Genomic DNA, 21,486 nt, shown 5'->3' on the forward strand with positions numbered 1-21,486 from the left:
CCCACAATGCTTATCTTTTGGTCTTTGGTTCGGAATAGTGTAGTGCTGGCGGTCTATCTCTTGTTTTCGGTTGCTTGCTTCCTTACCGTACATGAGCATTTCAACAGGGTGACAAACATACAACCACTAAATAAGCCCCTAGCCATGGTTATATTATTATAATATCTGTCTGAATTCGGTACACCCCTTGTCTAAAATTGGTACGGCACAAGAAACAGCCTACAATCCCAAAAAGCTAGGTTTCATGCGGGGTTTCATCATTTCCGGAAATTGTAATATCCATTTTAGGAAGGGGCTGACACTCAACATCGGGTGCGCCAACGTTGTTAGCCGTACCATTTTTAGACAGCAGCCGCCCCCATTTCAGACAGCCGTTTAAAGGATTCCACTCTTTCCACCAATTCACCATCTTGTATTTTGATTCAACTCGTTGATTTTTTCCGCAAAACGTGCAGACTATAAAGCCGTGGCTTATTAGTTGTTCTTTCGCTTTTTGGAACGTGCTTCTGGTTATTCCATATTTACTAAACACAGACTGAGGGAAAACGAATTCTGATAGACCATTATTTTTAGCATAGTTCGCCGCACGGCACATCTGTTCATATGTAAACTTTGCTGAGTATGATAAATCTTTAAAAGCGGGATGAGTTGCAAGGCTTACACCAACTTGTATGAAGGAATCTTTCTGCTCTGGTCGGTTTGCTGTCAACCACGGGTTCAGATTATTTTTCTTATTTCGCTTCTTGCCCAAATTTATCACTTCCTTGTAGAGTTGATTAGAATGGAAGAGGGGCCGCACAACGGCAGCCCCCACGGGTTTCAGTTCCCCCAACGCTTCAAGAACTTTCTGGACATCCTCATGGTAATAGCCGTTTGGGCAATCCTGTATTCACGGATTTTGTTGTACTTCGCCACATCCGCCCTTGTACGGGGTCGGTAGTAGCCGCCGCCGTCTTTCGTAATACTATTGATGAAGTGATGTTCACGCTCTTTCTTGACCTGTTCAACAACCTGTCGTTTGCTGAGTCCAGTCGCTTCAATCAGTTCATCTGTAGTGACAGCCGTTTCGGGGCTGTCAGCATGACGGGATTTTAAAATTTGATATATCATCAAATTCTCCTTTCACTTGTAAAATGTAACAAATCGTGTTACAATAGAAAAAACAGATACTTCTTTCCCGTTGTACTGTTCCAATCCGCTTCGTGTTTTTGTCCTTCACAGAGCGGATTTTTTTATTACGTCATTGCCTTGACTGGCAAATCTCTTTGCCGCCGTTGCGGGGCGCACCCCGAACCGAAACGCATACAGGGGACAGCGTTCCAGAGCGCACAATTTCACTTCTACGTTGCTCCCCCCGCTACACTCTAGGCAATATTCACGAATGGCCCGTATCGGCGTTTTTTTCGATTCAGTAACAATGATTTTCTTCTTCATGAAAAATCGTCCTTTCCATCAGCCGTGGTATTTCCGTGTCATCTATTTGGTGCATGGAATCTATCACGGCTGATTTTTTATTTTGAAAATCTGGCCCCTTGCTCGCTGTTTTTGGGCCTTTTCCGTCCATGTTCTTCCGTGATACCCTTGCCGCCGTCTGTCTTCACCCCCTCATGTAGTTTCGGTTACGGTCTTGCAGGTATGCGAGGAAATCCCGCCCCTTGATGAGCGTGGCACGGGGGCTGACATGAAGAATGCTGTTCTTGTACCGTGGTTCGGTTTCCATGATTCCCACGAACTTCCAAATCGTGCTACGTGTCAGAGAGAACATCTTTGCAAGTTGGGTCGTCCGTAACCATTGGTTCCCATCAAAATCGATGGGGGCGAACTGACGGAACAGCTTGCCGCCGATTTTGACCATCTCGTTCTCCTTCATGGAAATCATCTCCTTTCCATTAGACAGATTTTGTCGGGTTCAACCCCATAGAGTTTGCAGAGTTTCCAAAACCCTTCAAGGGTCGGGGTTGATTCACCCCGTTCCCAACGCCGCAAGGTGGTGGAAGTCACCCCGATGATAAATGCGGCCATGTCTTGTGGAAGGCCCAACTGTTCCCGTGCCTTCTTCAATGTGTACTTTTCCATACAAATATCTCCTTCCCGATTCGTTGAACTGTCCAGGCTGACGGCTTACAGGGGCAGCGTAGTCAGCATTTTATTTTTGGATGAGTTCGAGGGGCGGAACATCGAGTGCGGCGGCAAGTTTGCCAATCGTGTCGATACGCACACCCCTCTTCTGTCCTTTCAGCACGTTGTTTATGGCTTGCCTTGTCACGCCCGATTTTTTGGCGAGGGCGGTTTGGTTGACTTCCTTCTTTGCCATTGCGTCCAACACGGCGTAAACGTTGATTCTCATGAGGAACACTTCCTTTCTCTAGTGTCTGAACATTTGGAACAGCATTTATTTTTACTATTCCATTTGATTACATTTATACAGTAGCACACTTTTTCTAAAATTACAAGGGGCGACCATAATAGAAATTACGATTCAGTTGTTGACTAGAGTTAAACGCAACTGTATAATTGAGATGAGGTGATAAGAATGGTCGCAACCGCTAAAGATGATTCATTTGCAGGTAAATTGGGAAAGGCAATCCAGTTCTACAGAGAACGTGCCGAACTGACACAAGAAGAACTTGCACACGGGGCCAATATTTCTAGGCAAGCCCTCATAAATTACGAGGGTGGAAGAAGAACACCGTCCATTGAAATCTGTTGGAAAATCGCAAGGGTGTTGGGATTATCGCTTGACAGGCTCATAGATTACGAACCAGAAAGCGAGAAAGAAAAACTTGTAAACTTTTTGGAATCCTATGGGTATCGTTTGCAATTTCTCGAAAGAGATGGTTCCACGACCGTTGAACTTCTTTCTACTGAAAGCGTTGAGGGGTTTCCGTTCAGAATGTCGGATTCTAAAGACCGTTCTACCAAACTGTATGCGCCGCCCGTGCAATCCTACTATTTACCATATGAAAGAGTTGTTGAAATCGTCAGTCTTTTACAGTCAAAGGGCAACCATGTTGAACGGCGGCAACTGGATAACGCCTTCCGTCTTCTACAGGAAGAATCACTCTACCCCGCTATGATGGAGTTAGATAAAGACCCAAAATACAAGGAACTGAGAGCGAAATTCACTTCACTGAACCCGAACTTTTTCGATGTTTGCGAATATCTGGAAGAGCGGTATCACCCGTTCGACCTGTCCACAGTTCCCAAAAAATAACCCCCGTCCATGCGGGGGCTGATACCTTTATCCCATGTCTGGCGGCTTACAGGGGCAGCGTGGAACGGGAAAGAGGTATTGTATATGTGGATAACTGAAACGAAAAATTCGAAAGGTACACGGTATGTCTACCGTGAACGGTTCACCGATGAGAATGGGAAGACCTATTCCATTGCCGTCACCCTTGCCAAACACACGAAACAGGCTGAGGGCCAGGCACGGCGGATGTTGTTGAAGAAGTACAACGTCAAGAGGATGGCCAAACCGAAAAGGGCTGAAACGATAGCCAAAACGTTGACCATGCGGCAACTGTTGGGCGAATGGCTCGACTCTGTGAAAAGCGAGGTAAAGCCGCAGACACAACAAAATCACATCAATCAAGTTCGCAAGATTCTCTCCTTGCTTCCCGATGGGATTTTGTTCCGTGACGTTACCCCCGCCCTTGTGGAAAGGGCCATAAAATCCATGAACGCAAATTCACGAGGGTACTGTAATGCAGTGTTGGGAATCATCAAGAATTCCATGCGCTATGCGAAAAAGGCCCACTATATCGACAATATCAACGAATTTCTGGAAATCCGACTTCCCCGCCGTCCCATGACGATGGAAGAAGAAGGCAAGACCGCCAACAAGTTTTTGGAACGGGATGAATTGAAGGATTGTCTTCACCAACTTGTAGCGATAAACGAGAGAATCGGATACGCTATGGAGTTCATCAGCTTGACGGGGCTGAGGATTGGGGAACTTCTGGCCTTGCGGCGGGAAGATATCGACCTTAAAAAGAAGGAAATCCATGTCAATGGGACAATAACTCGTGTAGAATACGAGGAATTGCCCACCCGCCGTAGCACTCCTAAAAATGCGACTTCCTGTCGCACCGTGGCAATCAACTCCCGTGCCGTCAGTATCCTTGAATGGTTCATCACGGATGATAAAAGGAAATCTCTGTGGACGGACGGTTACAAGGACAAAGGTTACATTTTTACGGGTCGCTCTGGTTCTCCCTATGACTATAATACCATTGAATCGACTCTCAAAAAGGTTCGGGTCAATGGCAAGCACATCACTTCTCATATTTTTCGTCACACCCATATCAGTATGTTGGTAGAAGAAAACTTCCCCCTCAAAACCATTATGGCAAGGGTCGGACATTCCAACCCGCAAACCACGATGAAGATTTACACCCATGTCACCAGTAAAATGAAGGAAAAAGAACGGGAAGCCCTTGAAAAACTGACCATCTAAAAATGTGCAGAAATTGTGCAGAGCATTGTTATTTTTACGGATTTCATCGAACATAAAGAAGGTGACGAAAAAGCCGAAAACCCGCATGGGTTCTACGTTTACGGTCTGTTGCGAACATAAACGCAATTAGGCCGCCTAGATTTATTGTGAATTGTCTAACTACTCAGAAGTTAGCAATTTGAATTTTTCCTGTTGCATTCTTTTCTATTTTTTGTTAAAGTTGAAGCATCACTAGGGGCGCTATCGCTGAGAGACCTGACGGTCGACCCTTTGAACCTGATGCGGTTAATACCGCCGAAGGAAAGTGGTGAGGCTGTTTTGTCGGGCCGCTTTCCTTTATGTCAGGAAAGCGGCCCTTTTTGTATCCATGAAGGAGGATTTGTTTTATGCTGACCCAAAGACAAGCTGCACTGCAGGGTAAAATCACTGACCAGATGGCGGAAGTGGCCCGCCAGGAAGGAGTCACCCCGGAATTCATCCGGGACGGAGTGGCCAAAGGCACCATCTGCATCCCCGCCAACATCAACCACAAGAACCTGGTCCCCCGGGGTGTGGGCGAAGGCCTTTCCACCAAGGTGAACGCCAACATCGGGACTTCTTCCGCTTTTCCGGATCCCGCTCCGGAACTGGACAAACTGAAAGCAGCCATCGACGCCGGAGCTGATGCGGTGATGGATCTGTCCACCGGCAACAACATCGACGCCTCCCGGAAGGCCATCATTGAACATTCCACCGCCATGGTGGGCACCGTACCCATTTATCAGGCCACGGTCCAGGCCATCAAGGCCCATGGCAAAGTGACGGAAATGGACAAGAACGACATTTTCACCGTAGTGGAACAGCAGGCCAAGGACGGGGCTGACTTCATGACCATGCACTGTGGCCTCACCCGCCAGTGCCTCCACAACCTGATCAACGAAGGCCGGGAAATGGACATTGTCAGCCGGGGCGGTTCTTTCCTGTCCGGCTGGATGCTCCACAACGGGAAGGAAAATCCCTTCTACGAATTCTACGACGAAATCCTGGACATCTGTGCCAAATATGATGTAACCATCAGCCTGGGCGACGGCTGCCGGCCCGGCTGCCTGGCAGACGCCACCGACCGGACCCAGATCCAGGAACTGCTGAACCTGGGCGAACTGACCCAGCGTGCCTGGGCCAAAGGGGTACAGGTGATGGTGGAAGGCCCGGGACATGTTCCCTACAACCAGATTGCCACCAACATGCAGCTCCAGAAACGGATCTGCCACGGTGCTCCCTTCTATGTGCTGGGGCCCCTGGTCACCGATATCGCTCCCGGCTACGACCACATCACTTCCGCCATCGGCGGTACCCTGGCCGCCTTTACCGGCGCCAACTTCCTGTGCTATGTGACTCCGGCCGAACACCTGGGCCTGCCGGACATCAATGACGTCCGGGAAGGGGTGGTAGCCGCCCGGATCGCCGGCCATGCCGCCGACGTGGCCAAAGGCCTGCCCTCTGCGGTAGCCCAGGATCTGGCCATGGCCAAAGCCCGGAAAGTCCTGGATTGGGACAAACAGCTGAGCCTGGCCATCGATCCGGAAAAAGCCAGAGCCATCCGGTCTGCCAAGAACAAGAGCAGCGAAGAATACTGCTCCATGTGCGGAGACTACTGCGCCGTGAAGATCATGAACGAATACATGGACGAAGTCAAGGCGAAGAAGAGCAAATAAAAAACAGGGGCCATCCAGGCCCCTGTTTTTTATGTCAATGGTCAATTGTCAATGGTCAATGGCTGAAGAAAAGGATTCGTTGGATATGCAAAAAACGAGGGTATTGCACAGAATGTGCAATACCCTCGTTTGAGGTTTCCATGAACCGGAACGGAAAATTACCGTTTGGAGAACTGGGAAGCCTTTCTTGCTTTTTTCAGACCGTACTTGCGGCGTTCCTTTTCCCGAGGATCGCGGGTCAGGAGACCGGCTTTCTTCAGCAGAGGACGGAAATCAGCGTCAACTTTCAGCAGGGCGCGGGCAATACCATGACGGATTGCGCCAGCCTGGCCGGAGATGCCGCCGCCAACAACGTTGGCCAGTACATCATATTTGCCCAGGGTTTCGGTGGTGTCCAGCGGCTGCCGAACAACCAGTTCCAGGGTCTTCAGGCCGAAGTATTCACTCAGTTCACGGCCGTTTACAACGATTTTGCCTTCGCCCGGAACAAGGCGAACACGGGCAACGGAGCTTTTGCGGCTGCCAGTTGCATCATACGTAACTTTTGCCATTTTCTAGTTCTCCTCTCCTCTTAGCGAATATCGATGGTCAGAACTTCAGGCTTTTGTGCAGCATGAGGATGTTCAGAACCAGCGTATACATGCAGTTTCTTGATGATCTGATTGCCCAGACGGTTGTGGGGAACCATACCCCGAACAGCCAGTTCCACCATTCTTACAGGGTTGTTCTTCAGCATATCCCCTGCTTTGGTGTATTTGTCGCCGCCCAGATACCCGGAATGACGGAAGTAAACCTTCTGCACCAGTTTTTTGCCGGTCAGTTTCACCTGAGCAGCGTTGATGATGATCACGTGATCACCGGTATCCATATGCGGGGTAAAAGTCGGTTTATTTTTACCGCGGAGCACTTTGGCAACTTCTGCAGCCAGACGGCCCAGAGTCTTGTCAGCGGCATCCACTACATACCATTTGCGTTCAATGGTAGCCGGGGTGGCCATGTATGTTTTCATCCTTATTCCTCCTAATAAAAACTCAATCTTGAACTGTATCCAGTGATGAGTCTTTGGGTACGGGCCGGGGCTAACGGCGCATGCTCAAAGTGATACCGTAATATTGTACAGTATATTACAGCTAATGTCAACTTCTTTTCTTTTCTCTGGCCAGGAAGTTGTACAGGGCGCCGATCAGCCCTGCATCATTGCCCAGGCCCGCAAAGGCCACGGTGGTCTTGTCCAGTACCACCGGCAGCAGTTCCTTTTTCAGGCTGTCCTGGAGCATGGGTTCCAGCAGGTCCTGCTGGGCCATGATGCCGCCCCCCAGGATCACCCGCTGGGGATTCATCATGTAGCAGATGGCCGCAATTCCTGTGGCCCACTGGTGGACGGTTTCCCGGAGCAGCCGGTGGAGAGGTTTGTCCCCGTGGCGGACCATTTCACAGAGGATCTTCCCGTTGAGGGTTTCCGGATCCACTCCTTTCAGCCGGGCGGCTTTCTGGACCAGAGCAGTGACGGAAGCGGCGTCCTCCCAGTGGTTCCGGCCACCCAGTTTGGCCTGTCCCACTTCCCCGGCAGTGAAGGAATTCCCGAGCCAGAGTTTGCCGTCCAGTACAAAGGCGCCCCCGATGCCGGTGCCGATGGTGATGCAGAACAGGCTTTTGGCTCCCCGGCCGTTCCCCAGCCAGTATTCCCCCAGGGCTGCAGAGTTCACGTCATTTTCCACCCGGCAGGGCAGCTGGAGCTTCCGGGATACCAGCTGGACCAGATTGGTGCCGGTGAGCCCGGGAAAATGCGGAGCCGCATGGAGCACTTCCCCGGTCTGGGGATTGATCATGCCAGCCATGGAAATGGCGGCCCCCTGGATCTTGAAGTATTTCTGGTAGGAGCCGATCAGCCCCAGCACCTGGTCCAGGAAGGCGTCCACTCCGTCTTTGGCAATAACATTGGGGAGACTGTCCTTGTTGAACAGTCTCCCTCTGCTGTCTGCCAGGCCGTATTTGATGGCGGTGCCCCCAATATCCAGGCAGATGTATTTATCCATGGGTTCAGCCCTGTGTCTTGATGAAGGCAATGGCTTTTTCCAGCCGTTCCAGGGTCTTTTCCCGGCCCAGGAGCACCATCACGTCGAACATGCCCGGGCTGAAGGTCCGGCCGGTCAGGGCCAGCCGGGTGGGATGGATCACTTTGCCCAGGGACAGGCCCAGTTCTTCCGCCAGCTTGTTGTAGCATTCCTCCGTAGTCTTCAGATCGAACACCGGCAGGGCTGCCAGGGCATCATGGGCTTTCTGGAGCAGGTCAGCGGCTTCCGGCTTGAAGGACTTGGCCACGCCTTTGGGATCGTAGCTGTCAAAATCCTTGAAGAAATAGCTGGCACCATCCGCCAGTTCTTCCAGGGTCTTTACCCGCACCCGGACCACATCCACCAGGTGGTCGAAGTATTCCTGATGAGCCGGCAGATAGCTGTCATCGATGAGTCCGGCTTTCTTGAAGAAAGGCACGGCGGCATCGGCGATTTTCCGCAGAGGCAGGTCGGACAGATACTGTCCGTTGAGCCAGGTGAGCTTTTTCACATCGTATACGGCAGCCTTTTTGGACATTTTGCTGAAGTCAAAAGCTTTCACCGTGTCTTCCAAGGTGAAGATTTCCTGGTCATTGCCGGGTGCCCAGCCCAGCAGGGTCAAGTAGTTGATAATGGCTTCCGGCAGGTACCCTTTGTCCCGGAATTCTTCCACAGAGGTGGCTCCATGCCGTTTGCTCAGTTTGCTCCGGTCCGGTGCCAGGATCATGGGCATATGGCCGAATTCCGGTGCTTTCCAGCCCAGGGCATCGTAGATCACCAGCTGTTTCGGGGTATTGGTCAGGTGTTCTTCCGCCCGGAGCACATGGGTCATGCCCATGAGATGGTCGTCCACCACTACGGCAAAGTTGTAGGTGGGGATCCCGTTGGTCTTCATAATGACGAAATCATCGAACTGGTTCCAGTTGAAGGTCACGTCCCCGTGGATCATGTCATGGACGGTGATGGTGCCTTCTTTGGGCAGTTTGATCCGGATGGAATGGGCTTCTCCCGCTTCCACCCGTTTCTTGGCTTCCGCCGGATCCAGGTCCCGGCAGGTGCCTGCATAATGGAAAGGCTGCTTTTTCTTCCGCTGTTCTTCCCGCTGGGCTTCCAGATCGGCGGCGGAGCAGAAGCAGTAGTAGGCCTTGCCCTCATCCACCAGCTGCTGGCAGTATTTCCGGTACAGGTCCAGCCGTTCAGACTGGTAGTAGGGGCCATGGTCCCCGCCCACTTCCGGTCCTTCATCCCAGTCCAGGCCCAGCCATTTCAGGCTGGTAATGATCTGGGAGACGGAATCTTCCTTCAGCCGGTCCCGGTCGGTATCTTCGATCCGCAGGACCATCTTCCCCCCCTGGCTCCGGGCAAACAGCCAGTTGAACAGAGCCGTCCGGGCCCCGCCGATGTGCAGATACCCAGTGGGACTGGGAGCAAAACGTACACGTACTTCACTCATGGTTAGCACCTCTCCATTTCAATGATTGATTATTTTTCTTTGGGTTTCTGTTTCCGGGACGCTTCCGCATATTTGGTTCCCCGTTTGTTGGGACCTACAGCGCTTTTGCCCCGTTTGGGCACCCGTTTCTTCTTGGGACGCACCGGCTTCACCGTCCGGCGGACCTTCTCCCCGGCCAGATTCTGCCGTTCCAGGGTGATGTTCAGTTTCTTCTCCAGGTTCTGGAGCCAGCGGGTCTCATCCGCCGTATAGAAGGTGATGGCCGTGCCTTCGCTGCCGGCCCGGCCCGTCCGTCCGATCCGGTGGACATACCAGTCCGGATCGTGGGGAATGTCGTAGTTCACCACCTGGGTGATACCTTCCACATCCAGGCCCCGGGCGGCAATGTCGCTGGCCACCAGGATCTGGAGCTTGGCCTTCCGGAAGTTTTCCATCACCTGGCGCCGCTTGGTCTGGGACATGTCCCCGTGGAGCACATCCACATTGAAACCTTCCCCATAGAGCCAGTCGCTGAGTTCGATGGCCCGTTCCTTGCTGCAGCAGAACACCAGCATCAGGAAGGGGTTGTACCGGCGGATCAGGGAAGCCAGGGCCTCTGCCTTGTGGTCTTCGCTGACCTTGATGCAGATCTGATGGATAGTGGAAGCAGTGGCTTCCCTGGGGGCAATGTCGATGACCAGGGGATTGGTGGTCAGCTGCCGGCCCAGTTTCCGGACTTCCTCATCCAATGTGGCAGAACACATCATGGTCTGGTGGGGCTGGGGCATCAGGCTCAGGAGGGTTTCGATATCCTCCCCGAAGCCCTGGCGGAGCATTTCATCCACTTCGTCCAGCACCAGGTATTTCACCCCGCCCAGGCTGGTATTCCCCTTCCGCAGGTGATCCAGCAGCCGGCCGGGAGTTCCCACCAGCACCTGGGCCCTGTGGCCGATTTTCCGTTTTTCCTCTTCAAAATCCCGTCCGCCGCTGACTGTCAGGGTATGGATTCCCGTATCCCCGTCCAGTTTCCGGATTTCCCCGGCCGTCTGCTGGGCCAGCTCCCGGGTGGGGGAAAGGATCAGGGCCTGGACAAATTCCTTCTTCGGGTCCACTTTATCAAACAGGGGGATCACAAAGGACAGTGTCTTCCCTACCCCGGTCTGGGCACGGGCGATTACGTCCCGGCCGTTCAGAAGGGCCGGGATGGCACGCTCCTGTACAGGGGTGGGGATGTCCTTCCCCGTCCGATGGAGCTTCTCCACCATCGCCTCGTCCACTTTCAGCTGGGCAAAACCTGCCGCCATGGAATCATCTCCTCTCATTTTTCAATCGTACCCTTTATTATAGCGTAAAAACCGGAGGAAGGGAAGGAAAAAGGGGGATGGGGCGGCGAGTAAGAAGAAATCAGACCGTATCTTGTGGGTCTATCAGAAGTCAGCTATCAGCTTGGCCCGCAATAAGCAAATCTGGCCTGCTGCTGTATCGAACAACGCTGACATCTCAAAGCCCGGCAGGTTTCCTACTATGCCTGGCGGGATCTGGTGTATGTATCCCATCCCAAAAATGCAGACTATGAAAAGATGAACATTTTCATTCCTTCCGCCTATCTGGAGGGAAAATCCGTCAACCGCCTGGGGCAAAGGCCATGCGGGAGACTACGATCTGGAAGAATTGTTTGCCTGGATCGATTCCATTTGCAAATAAAAAAAAGAACCGCTGCCTGAGCAGCGGTCTTTTTTTATTTCCTCCCCGGATACTGCTTCAATCCTTCTGCCAGGATGTGCATGGCTTTTTCCAGGTCTTTTACGTTCAGTACGTAGGCCAGACGGGCTTCGTCCTGTCCTCTGGTTACATCAGAAGCATAGAACCCGTTGCCGGGGGTGATCATCACAGTTTCCCCGTCGATGTCAAAGTCTTCCAACAGCCACTTGGCAAATTTTTCCGTATCGTCGATGGGCATTTTCACCATGACATAGAAGGCCCCTTTGGGATCAGAGGCAATCACCCCGGGCATCTGGGCCAGGAATCCTTTGATGGTATCCCTGCGTTTGGTATATTCTTTCTTCACATCTTCCCAGTAAGATTTGGGGGTGGTGTACAGAGCCGCAGCTCCCAGCTGCACAATCTCCGGACAGGAAAGCCGGGCCTGGCAGCATTTCAGCAGTTCCTGCTGGAGAGCCTTGTTCCGGGTGATCACGCAGCCGCTCCGGGCGCCGCAGGCGCTGTACCGTTTGGAGACGGAATCGATGAGCACCAGGTTGTCATCCAGTTCCCGGAGCCGTCCGAAGCTGGTGTATTGTCCATCATAGACGAATTCCCGGTACACTTCATCGGCAATGAGGGCCAGATCATATTTCCGGACGATCCGGGACAGCATGTCCATTTCTTCCCGGGTGTAGATTACCCCGGTGGGATTCCCCGGGTTGGAAATCAGGATGGCCCGGGTCTTGTCATTGATGTATTTTTCCACAGTTTCCTGATCCGGCAGATGGTAGCCGGTGTCCGGAGAGGTGGGAACCCCGTTGATTTCCACATTGTAGGCCCCGGTAAAGCTCTTGTAGTTGGCGTAGAAGGGCTCGAACATGAGCACATTGTCCCCCGGGTCACAGGTGGTCATAATGGCAAAGGAAATGGCTTCACTGCCCCCGTTGGTGACAAAAATATCGTCCAGGGCATAGTCCATATCCCAGGATTCATAATATCCCTGGATGGCTTTCAGCAGTTTGGCATCCCCCTGGGATTTTCCATAGGCCACCACTTTGGGATGGTAGGAGGCCACCCCTTCAAAGAAACTTTCCGGGGTGGGGATATCCGGCTGTCCGATATTCAGATGATAGATCTTTTTGGTCTTTTCCACCCGGTTGGCAATAGGCGCCAGTTTCCGGATGGGGGATGTGGGAATGTGCAGCGTCCGTTGGGAAATGTGCATGGTTCTTGTTCCTCCTTACAGTAAATCTCCAAAAATCGAATGGCCAATGAATTCCCGGATAATGGAGTTGTTGGGAATGGCCTTGTCGTCTATGGATTCTACGATCTGCAGCATATCCAGGAAATTGCGGGCAACCGGATATTCTGCTGCATCCCGGGGAATCTGTTCCAGCAGGGGGCAGGCATATTTTTTGAATACGGCCAGCTCATAAATGAGGGTGGTATTGAACATAATGTCCGCTTCTTCGCTGAAGGGAAAAATGTTCCGTTCTTCTCCCTGACGCACCTTGTGCCAGTTCTGGATGGTCTGGCGGGCATCATGGGAGCGGAACTGGGAATCCCGGACCATCCGGCGGAGCAGCCGCATATCGGTGGTGGGAATCCGGTTGTAATCATCAAAAGAAAGAGGCGTCAGGGCGCTGATGTAGATCTTCAGCTTGTTCCTGCGCCGGACCCGGGCGGAAAGCTTCTCGTTCATCCCATGGATGCCTTCCACTACCAGGACTCCGTCATCCCCCAGATACACCTTCTGGCCCCGATATTCCCGGTGGCCGGTCTTGAAATTGAAGTAAGGGATTTCCACGGTTTCGTCCCGGAGCAGCCGTTCCATATGCTCATTGAACAATTCTGTATCCAGGGCTTCAATGGATTCAAAATCGTAGCTGCCATCCGGCAGACGAGGGGTCTGCTCCCGCTCCTTGAAATAATTGTCCAGGGAAATGGGAATGGGCCGCAGGCCGTTCACCCGCATCTGCACTGCCAGCCGCTGGGAAAAGGTGGTCTTCCCGGAGGAAGAGGGGCCGGCGATCAGCACCAGCCGTACATTCCGTCCATCCGCGTCGATTTCATCAGCGATCCGGGCAATGGATTTTTCATGGTAGGCTTCGCACATCTGGATGATGCCCCGGCTGTTCCCTTCCCGGATGTACTGGTTCAGGGCTGCCACCGTAGGACAGTGCATCACCTGGCCCATTTTTTCCGACTGGGCATAGACTGCCGCCAGCTTTTTCCGTTCCACATAGGGTTCCAGACGGTCCAGCTGGTCCTGGCGGCCGTACCGGAGCAGGATCCCGGACCCCATCCACACCAGTTCAAAGGCCTTCAGGCAGCCCAGATTGGGCAGCAGGGGCATCACCGAATAGGCAAACCGGTCCCCCACCCCGTAAAGGTTGATCCGGTAATCCTCCGGCAGGGCATCCAGCAAAGGAGCCTCATCCTGGAAGAACTGGGGCTTCACATAGGACCGGGCTTCATCCCGGCTCAGCTGCCGGATCTGGACCGGTTCCTGATCCCGGATCATCTCTTCCATGCAGTGGGTCACATCTTCCAGATCATATTTGCTCAGGAAGATCTTGTTCTTGACCGAACAGAAAAGGCCATGACCAAAGGTGTTTTCCACTTCCAGCTGGATTTCCGGCCGTCTCCGGTTCATGGCGGCAATCAGGGCAAACTGGAAGGTGGCAATGTAGGACCGGTATCCCTGCTCACTGTCCAGGGGATAGAAGGTCACATGATCCCCGTCCTGGGGACACAGCTGCAGCGGCTGGGGCTGGCCGTTCACCACCCCCAGCGCCACGGGACTGCTGTAGAGCTGTTTGTAGGATTGGGCGATGACTCCGAGAGGCGTCCCGTCCTGAAATGCTTTTGGTTTTCCGTCTGGTCCTGTAATCTGCATCTGTTCCGCTCCCCTTTTCTGTTTTCTGGCTCTGTCAGCCCGCAGGCTGCCTGTGCTGCTTTCCGGCTCCTTTTGTTTTTTAGTCTTCTCCCACTTCGTCCATGGCTGCTTTGATTTTGGCTGCCATGCCGTAGACTTTATGCTTGGGCACTCCGCATACGGCTACCCGGACCCCGGCTGCCAGAGGCACGCAGAAAATATTGTCTTCATGGAGCCGGTTGCAGACCGCTTCCGGATCCTTGGCGGGAATGGACAGGAAGAAACCGGAAATGTAGGGCAGCATCTTCAGGCCGCACTTTTTGGCTTCCTCCGTAAAGATGTCTCCCCGTTCCTGGATCATGCTGTAGTAATGGGCCCGTTCCTTCTGGATGGTTTCCAGCAGTTCCGGATCACTGTAGATGGTGTCCAGGGTATCCATGGCGCCCCGGTTGCAGTTGGACCAACAGGCCCGGCTGGTGTATTTGTTGGCGTTGATGAATTCCAGGATCTGTTTTTCATCACTGGTGACCCCGATAAGAGCTCCGCAGCGCTGGCCGTACATGGTGAAACTCTTGGACAGGCTGTAGGCGATCAGGCCAAAGATGTTTTTGGGCAGGTTGGACAGCTTCCGGAAGATTTTCCGGACTTCTTCCCGTTCCCCGGCATAGTCGATGTAAGCCACATCCAGGCACAGAGCGGCGGTTTTGTCGGTACCGGCAATGGCATCTTCCAGCATCTTCACCACGTTTTCAATGTCTTCCGGAGTCAGGCTGAACCCGGTGGGATTGTGGGCCGGAGTATTGATGATCAGCAGGATCCGGTCCTGTTGGGCCAGGATTTCCCGGACTTTGGCTTCACAGCCGGCCAGGTTGAACTTGTGTTCCGGGGTGGTCATGGGATAAGTGGCCAGGTGACGGTCCATATCCTCGCAGATCTGGTTGTAGGCTCCCCAGTACCAGGCAGAGGTCAGAACGGTATCTCCGGCTTCCGCATAATTCCAGACAGCATGATGGATGGCCCCGGTGCCTCCGGCGGTGGCAATGGCTGCCGTAAACCCTTCCGGACGGGACTGGCTGAAGCAGGCGTTCTGAACCAGTTCCAGATATTCCGGCAGGCCCATGATGGGGGCATATTTAAAATATTCCGCGTCTTTCAGGCTCCGGTATACTTTGCTGACTGTGGGCAGCACCACAAAGTTTTCATCATTGTCCAGGATGCAGCCGATGGTGGCATTGATCACTGCATCTGCACCGATTTCGCTGATCCGTTTCTGGGCCGCTTCGCTGGCTCCAAAAATACGGTCCTTGGACGGCTTGGTCTTCTTCTGGGCATGTGGTGCAACACAGCTGTTCATCATAATAATAGGTCCTCCCCTCAGTAAAAAGCGAACGTTTTTAAAACGAGAATAATCGTTGTACATTCTATTATCTCATTATTAACGAAATCGGTCAATAAGAAGTGTGTATTTCTCCCGATTTGGAACTTTTCACAGGGCCTGTTATGAATTTTCCGTGAAACAGCACTTTTTCCCCTTTTTCCCGGGCCTCCAGCCTCCCCTCCCGGGTCCACACCCCGGGATACCGGGCTTCCCACCAGCGGAAAAAAGTCACCAGCCGGGGATAGGAGCCTTCCAGTTCCGCTTCCAGGCCAGCCGGATCCTTTTTTCCTTCCGGAGTCAGGGGAGCCAGTCGGATCACCTGGAGCCCGTTCCGGGCAGCGGCAGCTTCCAGGGCCCCCAGCCAGGCTTCCGGAGGCAGGGAGGGATTCTCCCGTTTCCCCTGTTCCAGCAGACTTTTTTCCCGGGCCTCCTGTTCCGGATCCCACCGGGCTGCAAACAGGGCCAGCTGCTCCAGTTTCTGCTTCCGGACCTCATTCTGCCTTTTCACAGTCAGCAGTTCCCGGCCCAGAGGGAACACCAGCCAGGTCCACAGGCACAGTACGCCCAAGCCCAGCAGGATTCCCTGGAACGGATCCTCCCGGAGCCGGGAAACCAGCGGTTTCTTTTCATCCATGAGTTTCCTCCTCTTTCAGACGGATCTGGAGGGTAAAACCGGTCAGATCTGATTCCCTTTCTTCCTGTTCCAGCCGGTCCAGTTTCACCTGGATCACTTCCGGCCGCTGCTGGAGGCGTTTTACCAGCTGGAGAGCCCCATTCCTTTTCAGGCTCCGGCCTTCCAGATGCAGGACCTTTCCTTTCTTCTGCTGTTCCACCCGGGTAAGCCAGCAGTCTGACGGCACCTGGTTCCCCAGGAGAGTCAGGAAATCCCCCCAGTTCACCTGCTGCCGGATCCGCTGCTTTTTTTCTTTCTGCTGCCGGGCCAGCTGTTTCCGCCGCTGCTGCTGTGCCTGCCAGAGGGTTTCCCAGCCGGAGGCCTGCTGCAGCTGCAAGATGCACCGTTCCTGTTCCTTCCGGGCCAGGAAAAGGCATCCGGCCAGCCATAGGCAAAGGATCAGGGAACCCGCCGCCATTTTCTTTCCCAGGGCCGACCAGGAGATCCGGGACAGCCTTCCCGTTCCCTGCCGGAACAGGGAAAAGCAGAAACCACTCTCCCGTCCTGCCCCCAGGATCCCTCCCAAAACACCCCACAGGCCAGCTGTAAGAACCGCCTGTTTTTTCTCTTCATAATAGGGAGCCCATTGGAAGCGGGGTTCCAGTTCCAGGACCTGAGCAGGGCATTCCCACTGCTGCCGGAAGAATTCCAGCCAGGCAGCCTGTTCCTGTTCCGTACCGCCGGCCAGATACAGACCGGACGGCCCGTCCTGGAACCGTTCCCGGACCCCGGGAGACAGATGTTCCCACAGGGTTTCCACCGCCTCGTCCCGCTGGTCCCGGAAAGGTTCTCCCCGACCGGATCCCGGCAGGTTCCGACAGGCCAGGAGACGGCCCCGGGCATACCAGGCCCCCTGGAGGCCTTCTTCTCTCAGGATCAGGAGAAATCCCGCCTCCTCTTTTTCCAGCCACCATCCCCAGGCCGCCGGAGCCCCTTCCACCTGCAGGATTTCCCAATCCAGCTGCCGGCTGATGACCCCTACGGTATCCAGCAGGGCCAGGGGCACGGCTCCCGCCAGGATTTCTTCCTTCCGGTCCGGACAGGGTTCCGTCCCCAGGGCAAAAGAACCCGGGGGATAGGGGATCTGCTGTAGGATCTCCCAGGATGCCGCCTGGATCTGTTCCTTCCGGGACAGACCGGGCAGGGACAGATTCCGGAATTCCAACAGATCCGGCCCCAGGAGCCACAGGATAGATTGGGCTGTAACCCCCCGTTTGGCACAGACTTCCTGGAGCCACAGGGCCGGTTCCTCCCCCTGCTGCCGGTACAGGGCCAGCCGGATCCGTTCCGGCCAGGCCAGTTCCTGGTACCGTTCCACTTCCCAGGCTTTCTTCTTTTTCCGGACCTGAACCAGAGTCACCCGGTCTCCGCTGATCTGAACACCCAGCAGCTGCCGGGGCCAGGGAGACAGCCGGCGCCGGAGCCACCCTGCAGCCTGGCCCAGCCGGGCTTTTCCTTCTTCCAGCCCCGGTCCTGCAAGCCCAAGGACACACAGCAGCATCCTGTCCGGTTCCATCAGCCCAAAGACAGAACGGAACCGGAGCAGCAGTCCGGCCAGGACGAAATAGGGAGCCAGGGGCACCTGTACTGGTGCCTTGTCCCATCCGTTGTTTTCCGGATTAAAGGCAAACAGACAGACGGAAACAAAAGCCAGGCCGGCAGCCAGGAAAAGGCCCTGGAGCCCTGTCCAGGGTCCCAGCCACAGACCCATCACCGCTGCCAGTTTGGGATCCCCGGCTCCCATGCCCTGGGGATACCGCCAGTGGATCAGCTGGAGCAGTCCCCCCAGCAGTCCGGCCCCTGTCAGAGGAGACAAAAAATCTCCGTCCGTCAGTCCGTGGAGAAGCAGGAACAACAGTCCCAGGGGAAGGAAAAAAACTTCGTACAGCTGCATTTCGTCCCTGTCCGTCCAGGCCATAAGGAGCAGCAGGCTCACACAAGCCAGCCTCAGAGCCAGTACCGCCGGAGGCCCGGGCATCCGGGAAAGGAGCAGGAACAGGGCTCCGGCTTCCGCTTCCCGCCAGAACAGGGATACGGTCAGTTCTTTGCCGCAGTGCCGGCATTTTCCCTTCTGGCGCAGATAGCTGACCAGAGGGATCAGTTCTCCCGGCCCCAGGATATGGCCGCAGCTGTCACAATGGGACCGGCCCCAGATAATGGATTCTTCCCGCCGGAGCCGGTTGGCACACAGATTCAGGAAGCTGCCCAGACAGGAGCCCAGGGCGAACCAGAAAAAGGAAATGAGCAAAGACAGCCATGGAAGAGAAATCATGGTTCCGCCCTCCTATCCCTGGATGCTGGTCCGCAGCTGGATGGCTTCGCCCAGATGGAGCGCCGTGATGTCCTCACTGCCGGCCAGATCCGCAATGGTCCGGGCCACTTTGATGATCCGGTCATGGCTCCGGGCACTGAGGCCCAGGCTGACGAAATATTTTTCCAGCAGGGCTTCCGCCTGAGGTGTCAGAGGACAGAAGGCCTTGACCTCCCGCCGGCCCATACTGGCGTTGCAGAACAGGTGGGTCCCTTTCAGCCGTTCCCGCTGGACCTGACGGGCTGCCACCACCCGTTCCCGGATGGCCGCGGAGCTTTCCCCCTTCTTTCTGCTTTTCATTTCCTGGTACTGGAGCCGGGGCACGTGGATCTGGATGTCGATCCGGTCCAGGAGGGGCCCGGAAATCTTCTTCTGATACCGGGCGATGTCCCCGGGCCGGCAGGTGCACTGGTGAAGGTTGTCCTCTTCTCCCCAGAACCCGCAGGGACAGGGATTCTGGGCCGCCACCAGGATGAACCGGGCGGGATAGGTGAGAGAGGCCTGGACTCGGCTGATGGTGACCATCCCGTCTTCCAGGGGCTGCCGGAGCACTTCCAGGGCGCTCCGGGAAAATTCCGGCAGCTCGTCCAGAAACAGGACTCCGTGATGGCTGAGGGTCACCTCTCCGGGATGGGGGATGCTGCCCCCTCCGATGAGTGCCGACTGGGAAACCGTGTGGTGGGGGCTCCGGAAAGGCCGTTCCACCATAATGCCGTGGTGGCCTTTCAAAAGGCCGGAGATGCTGTAGATCTTGGTCACTTCCAGGGCTTCTTCCTCGGTCATGGGCGGCAGGATGGAAGGCAGCCGCCGGGCCAGCATGGTCTTCCCGGCTCCGGGAGCCCCCACCATCAGCACATTGTGGCCTCCCGCCGCAGCGATCTCCAGGGCCCGCTTGGCCACTTTCTGGCCCTGGACATCTGCAAAGTCCACGGTATCCTCCAGGGGTTTCTCCAGTTCCAACACCTTTTTGGCCAGAGGCTCCAGAGGCTGCTTTCCCTGGAAATGGTCCACGATCTGCCCCAGGTTGTCCGCGGTATACACCTGGATCCCGTCCACCAGTTCCCCTTCGGTAGCGTTGCCGGAAGGGATGAAAATGGCCGGCAGCCCTTCGTCCCGGGCCCGTAGGATCATGGGCAGGATCCCGTTCACCGGGCGCAGGGATCCGTCCAAGGCCAGCTCTCCGGCGAACACAGGCATGGGGTCCGGCAGTTTCACATACTTCTTGGCAGCCAGCACCCCCAGGGCAATGGGCAGATCCAGTCCGGCCCCATCCTTTTTCAAGTCCGCCGGAGCCAGGTTCACAGTTATGTGGGTGTCCGGGAACCGGAAGCCGGAATTCTTCACCGCAGCCTTCACCCGCTCCCGTGCCTCCTTCACTGCCGTATCCGGCAGCCCCACCATTTCAAAGGCAGGCATGCCGTTGGTCACATCCACCTCCACTGTAACCATTTCTCCGTTGATCCCGCGGGTGGTCTCCCCCCAGGTCCGTGCGTACATGGAATCAGCTCCTTTGTCGTGTATCGTGAGTCGTTCATCGTGTGTCGTTTGCCGTGATTGGAGAAACCACCGATTTCTTCATCCAAAGCCAGCCACGCTGGCATCCATCGGCAGTTGACCATTGACAGATTTTATATTTAAAAGCAATTCTTCAAATGATTCAGAGAAATTTTCCCATACAGATCCAGGATCTCGATAATATCGAACCGGCTCCGGTACCGGAGCACCGGATTCTCCCGCAGGTAGCACCAGGCGGTTTTCCGGAGGCGGATCTGTTTGTCCCGGGTCACGGCGGCGGCAGGCCGGCCGAATTTCAGGCTGTGCCGGGTCTTTACTTCCACAAAGGCCAGCACTCCCCAGTGCCGGGCGATGATGTCGATTTCTCCCCAACTGCTCCGGTAGTTCCGGTCCAGGATCTCATATCCCTGTTTTTCCAGATAGCGGACGGCCGCCTCCTCCCCCCAGTTCCCGAACCGGCGGCGTTGGTGGACCATACTGATTCCCTCCTTTTTTGTTCCATGTCAGCTTTGCTGACTTCCTTAGGCCGTTGACTGTTGACATCTGACCGGGCTGTTGCCCTGGCAACAGCCCCCTACTTCAGTTTCAGCAGTTTGTTTTCACTGACGGCGGGTTCTTTCAGATCCATGGACTTCAGGGGTTCGAAGCTTCTCCGGTGCCAGGGGCTTGGGCCGCAGTCCAGGATGGCCTGGATGTGCCGGGCGGTACCGTATCCCTTGTGTTTGGCAAATCCGTACTGGGGATAGTCCCGGTCCAGATCTTCCATGATATGGTCCCTTGTTACCTTGGCGATGATGGAAGCGGCCGCCACCGCTGCACTTTTGCTGTCCCCCCGGACCATATCCTCCACAAAGATCCCTGGGATCTCCAAAGGCATGGCATCGGTAATGGCCCCCTGAGGGTGCACCTTCAGATGGGTCAGGCACAGGGTCATGGCGGTTTTAGCCGCCTGGTAGATGTTCAGCCGGTCGATTTCCCTGGGTCCCAGGATGCTGACGGTAACGCTAACCGCCTGTTCCAGGATCTCTCCATACAGGGTTTCCCGCCGGGCAGGAGTGACCTTTTTGGAATCGGTAAGGCCGGGCAGCCAGATTCCGTGAGGCAGGATCACTGCCGCCGTCACCAAAGGTCCGGCCAGTGGTCCCCGGCCCGCTTCGTCGCAGCCGGCCACCTGATCCATACCCCATTCCCAGAATTCCCGTTCCAGATCCTGGAGCCGTTCCAGCCGTTCCCGTTCCAGTTTCCGGGCTGCCTGTTTCCGGTCATAGGCTTCCAGCAGTTTCCGGACACCGGTCCGCCCATCCTTCCGCCAGCGTTCCAGTTCTGCTTCTTCCGGCCCCAGTTTCAGCTGTTCCCGGATTACCTGGATGCTCTCTTTTTTTTCCATG

At 54.8% G+C, this 21,486-nt stretch carries 22 protein-coding genes and 1 riboswitch; of the genes, 3 read left to right on the forward strand and 19 right to left on the reverse strand.

What is annotated here, in order from left to right; all coding sequences use genetic code 11:
• Nucleotides 1-235 precede the first annotated feature (235 nt).
• The 6 genes from ACZOF8_RS05105 to ACZOF8_RS05130 form a co-directional block, all read right to left on the reverse strand.
• The gene (locus ACZOF8_RS05105) at nt 236-751 is read right to left on the reverse strand and encodes a hypothetical protein (protein ID WP_154487751.1); all 516 of its coding nucleotides are present in this window, start codon (nt 749-751) and stop codon (nt 236-238) included.
• A 68-nt stretch (nt 752-819) separates the two neighbouring features.
• On the reverse strand, nt 820-1,110 hold the full coding sequence (locus tag ACZOF8_RS05110) for a hypothetical protein (protein WP_154487750.1): 291 nt from the start codon (nt 1,108-1,110) through the stop codon (nt 820-822).
• Nucleotides 1,111-1,215: 105 nt separating this feature from the next.
• Nucleotides 1,216-1,434 carry a hypothetical protein gene (locus ACZOF8_RS05115; protein ID WP_022487014.1) on the reverse strand — a complete coding sequence of 73 codons (219 nt, stop codon included), beginning with the start codon at nt 1,432-1,434 and terminating at the stop codon, nt 1,216-1,218.
• Nucleotides 1,435-1,597: 163 nt separating this feature from the next.
• Nucleotides 1,598-1,870: a hypothetical protein gene (locus ACZOF8_RS05120; RefSeq protein ID WP_022487015.1), complete on the reverse strand. Its 273-nt coding sequence runs from the start codon at nt 1,868-1,870 to the stop codon at nt 1,598-1,600.
• A 5-nt stretch (nt 1,871-1,875) separates the two neighbouring features.
• On the reverse strand, nt 1,876-2,076 hold the full coding sequence (locus ACZOF8_RS05125; protein ID WP_022487016.1) for a helix-turn-helix domain-containing protein: 201 nt from the start codon (nt 2,074-2,076) through the stop codon (nt 1,876-1,878).
• A 70-nt stretch (nt 2,077-2,146) separates the two neighbouring features.
• On the reverse strand, nt 2,147-2,347 hold the full coding sequence (locus tag ACZOF8_RS05130; RefSeq protein ID WP_022487017.1) for a helix-turn-helix domain-containing protein: 201 nt from the start codon (nt 2,345-2,347) through the stop codon (nt 2,147-2,149).
• 186 nt (nt 2,348-2,533) lie between these two features.
• Here ACZOF8_RS05130 and ACZOF8_RS05135 point away from each other — a divergent pair, with 186 nt between their 5' ends.
• The 3 genes from ACZOF8_RS05135 to thiC all read left to right on the forward strand — a co-directional run bounded on the left by ACZOF8_RS05135 (nt 2,534) and on the right by thiC (nt 6,153).
• Nucleotides 2,534-3,214, forward strand: coding sequence for a helix-turn-helix transcriptional regulator (locus ACZOF8_RS05135; RefSeq protein ID WP_022487018.1), 681 nt, complete (start codon nt 2,534-2,536; stop codon nt 3,212-3,214).
• Between the two features lie 84 nt (nt 3,215-3,298).
• Nucleotides 3,299-4,459, forward strand: a complete 1,161-nt coding sequence (locus tag ACZOF8_RS05140) for a tyrosine-type recombinase/integrase (protein ID WP_022487019.1) — start codon at nt 3,299-3,301, stop codon at nt 4,457-4,459.
• 223 nt (nt 4,460-4,682) lie between these two features.
• A riboswitch (TPP riboswitch) is annotated at nt 4,683-4,779 on the forward strand.
• 66 nt (nt 4,780-4,845) lie between these two features.
• Nucleotides 4,846-6,153 carry a phosphomethylpyrimidine synthase ThiC gene (thiC, locus tag ACZOF8_RS05145; RefSeq protein WP_154487748.1) on the forward strand — a complete coding sequence of 436 codons (1,308 nt, stop codon included), beginning with the start codon at nt 4,846-4,848 and terminating at the stop codon, nt 6,151-6,153.
• Between the two features lie 158 nt (nt 6,154-6,311).
• On the opposite strand, the gene rpsI is transcribed toward thiC, so the two are convergent.
• The 13 genes from rpsI to rnhB all read right to left on the reverse strand — a co-directional run bounded on the left by rpsI (nt 6,312) and on the right by rnhB (nt 21,485).
• Nucleotides 6,312-6,704, reverse strand: coding sequence for a 30S ribosomal protein S9 (gene rpsI / locus ACZOF8_RS05150; protein WP_012937880.1), 393 nt, complete (start codon nt 6,702-6,704; stop codon nt 6,312-6,314).
• Nucleotides 6,705-6,724: 20 nt separating this feature from the next.
• Nucleotides 6,725-7,162 (reverse strand): 50S ribosomal protein L13, encoded by a 438-nt coding sequence (gene rplM / locus ACZOF8_RS05155; protein ID WP_022487021.1) that lies wholly within the window; start codon nt 7,160-7,162, stop codon nt 6,725-6,727.
• 127 nt (nt 7,163-7,289) lie between these two features.
• Nucleotides 7,290-8,189 carry an ROK family protein gene (locus ACZOF8_RS05160; RefSeq protein WP_487426645.1) on the reverse strand — a complete coding sequence of 300 codons (900 nt, stop codon included), beginning with the start codon at nt 8,187-8,189 and terminating at the stop codon, nt 7,290-7,292.
• A gap of 4 nt (nt 8,190-8,193) precedes the next feature.
• Entirely contained in the window at nt 8,194-9,660 is a 1,467-nt protein-coding gene (gene gltX, locus ACZOF8_RS05165) for a glutamate--tRNA ligase (protein ID WP_154487746.1), read from the reverse strand.
• A gap of 29 nt (nt 9,661-9,689) precedes the next feature.
• Entirely contained in the window at nt 9,690-10,943 is a 1,254-nt protein-coding gene (locus ACZOF8_RS05170; RefSeq protein ID WP_022487024.1) for a DEAD/DEAH box helicase, read from the reverse strand.
• Between the two features lie 434 nt (nt 10,944-11,377).
• Entirely contained in the window at nt 11,378-12,568 is a 1,191-nt protein-coding gene (locus ACZOF8_RS05175; RefSeq protein ID WP_441373790.1) for a pyridoxal phosphate-dependent aminotransferase, read from the reverse strand.
• 15 nt (nt 12,569-12,583) lie between these two features.
• Nucleotides 12,584-14,242, reverse strand: coding sequence for a nucleoside kinase (locus ACZOF8_RS05180; protein WP_022487026.1), 1,659 nt, complete (start codon nt 14,240-14,242; stop codon nt 12,584-12,586).
• Nucleotides 14,243-14,321: 79 nt separating this feature from the next.
• Nucleotides 14,322-15,578: a pyridoxal phosphate-dependent aminotransferase gene (locus ACZOF8_RS05185; RefSeq protein ID WP_279126932.1), complete on the reverse strand. Its 1,257-nt coding sequence runs from the start codon at nt 15,576-15,578 to the stop codon at nt 14,322-14,324.
• A 91-nt stretch (nt 15,579-15,669) separates the two neighbouring features.
• The gene (locus ACZOF8_RS05190; protein ID WP_487426646.1) at nt 15,670-16,233 is read right to left on the reverse strand and encodes a hypothetical protein; all 564 of its coding nucleotides are present in this window, start codon (nt 16,231-16,233) and stop codon (nt 15,670-15,672) included.
• Nucleotides 16,226-18,544 (reverse strand): prepilin peptidase, encoded by a 2,319-nt coding sequence (locus ACZOF8_RS05195; protein WP_487426647.1) that lies wholly within the window; start codon nt 18,542-18,544, stop codon nt 16,226-16,228. Before ACZOF8_RS05195 ends, ACZOF8_RS05190 begins: the two co-directional genes overlap by 8 nt.
• A 12-nt stretch (nt 18,545-18,556) precedes the next feature.
• On the reverse strand, nt 18,557-20,080 hold the full coding sequence (locus ACZOF8_RS05200) for a YifB family Mg chelatase-like AAA ATPase (protein ID WP_441373792.1): 1,524 nt from the start codon (nt 20,078-20,080) through the stop codon (nt 18,557-18,559).
• A gap of 137 nt (nt 20,081-20,217) precedes the next feature.
• Nucleotides 20,218-20,574: a YraN family protein gene (locus tag ACZOF8_RS05205; protein WP_288311100.1), complete on the reverse strand. Its 357-nt coding sequence runs from the start codon at nt 20,572-20,574 to the stop codon at nt 20,218-20,220.
• A gap of 98 nt (nt 20,575-20,672) precedes the next feature.
• Complete coding sequence (gene rnhB / locus ACZOF8_RS05210) at nt 20,673-21,485, reverse strand: ribonuclease HII (protein WP_487426648.1); 813 nt, start codon at nt 21,483-21,485, stop codon at nt 20,673-20,675.
• Nucleotide 21,486: the final 1 nt, after the last annotated feature.

It is taken from the genome of Acidaminococcus sp. (genome assembly GCF_057597765.1).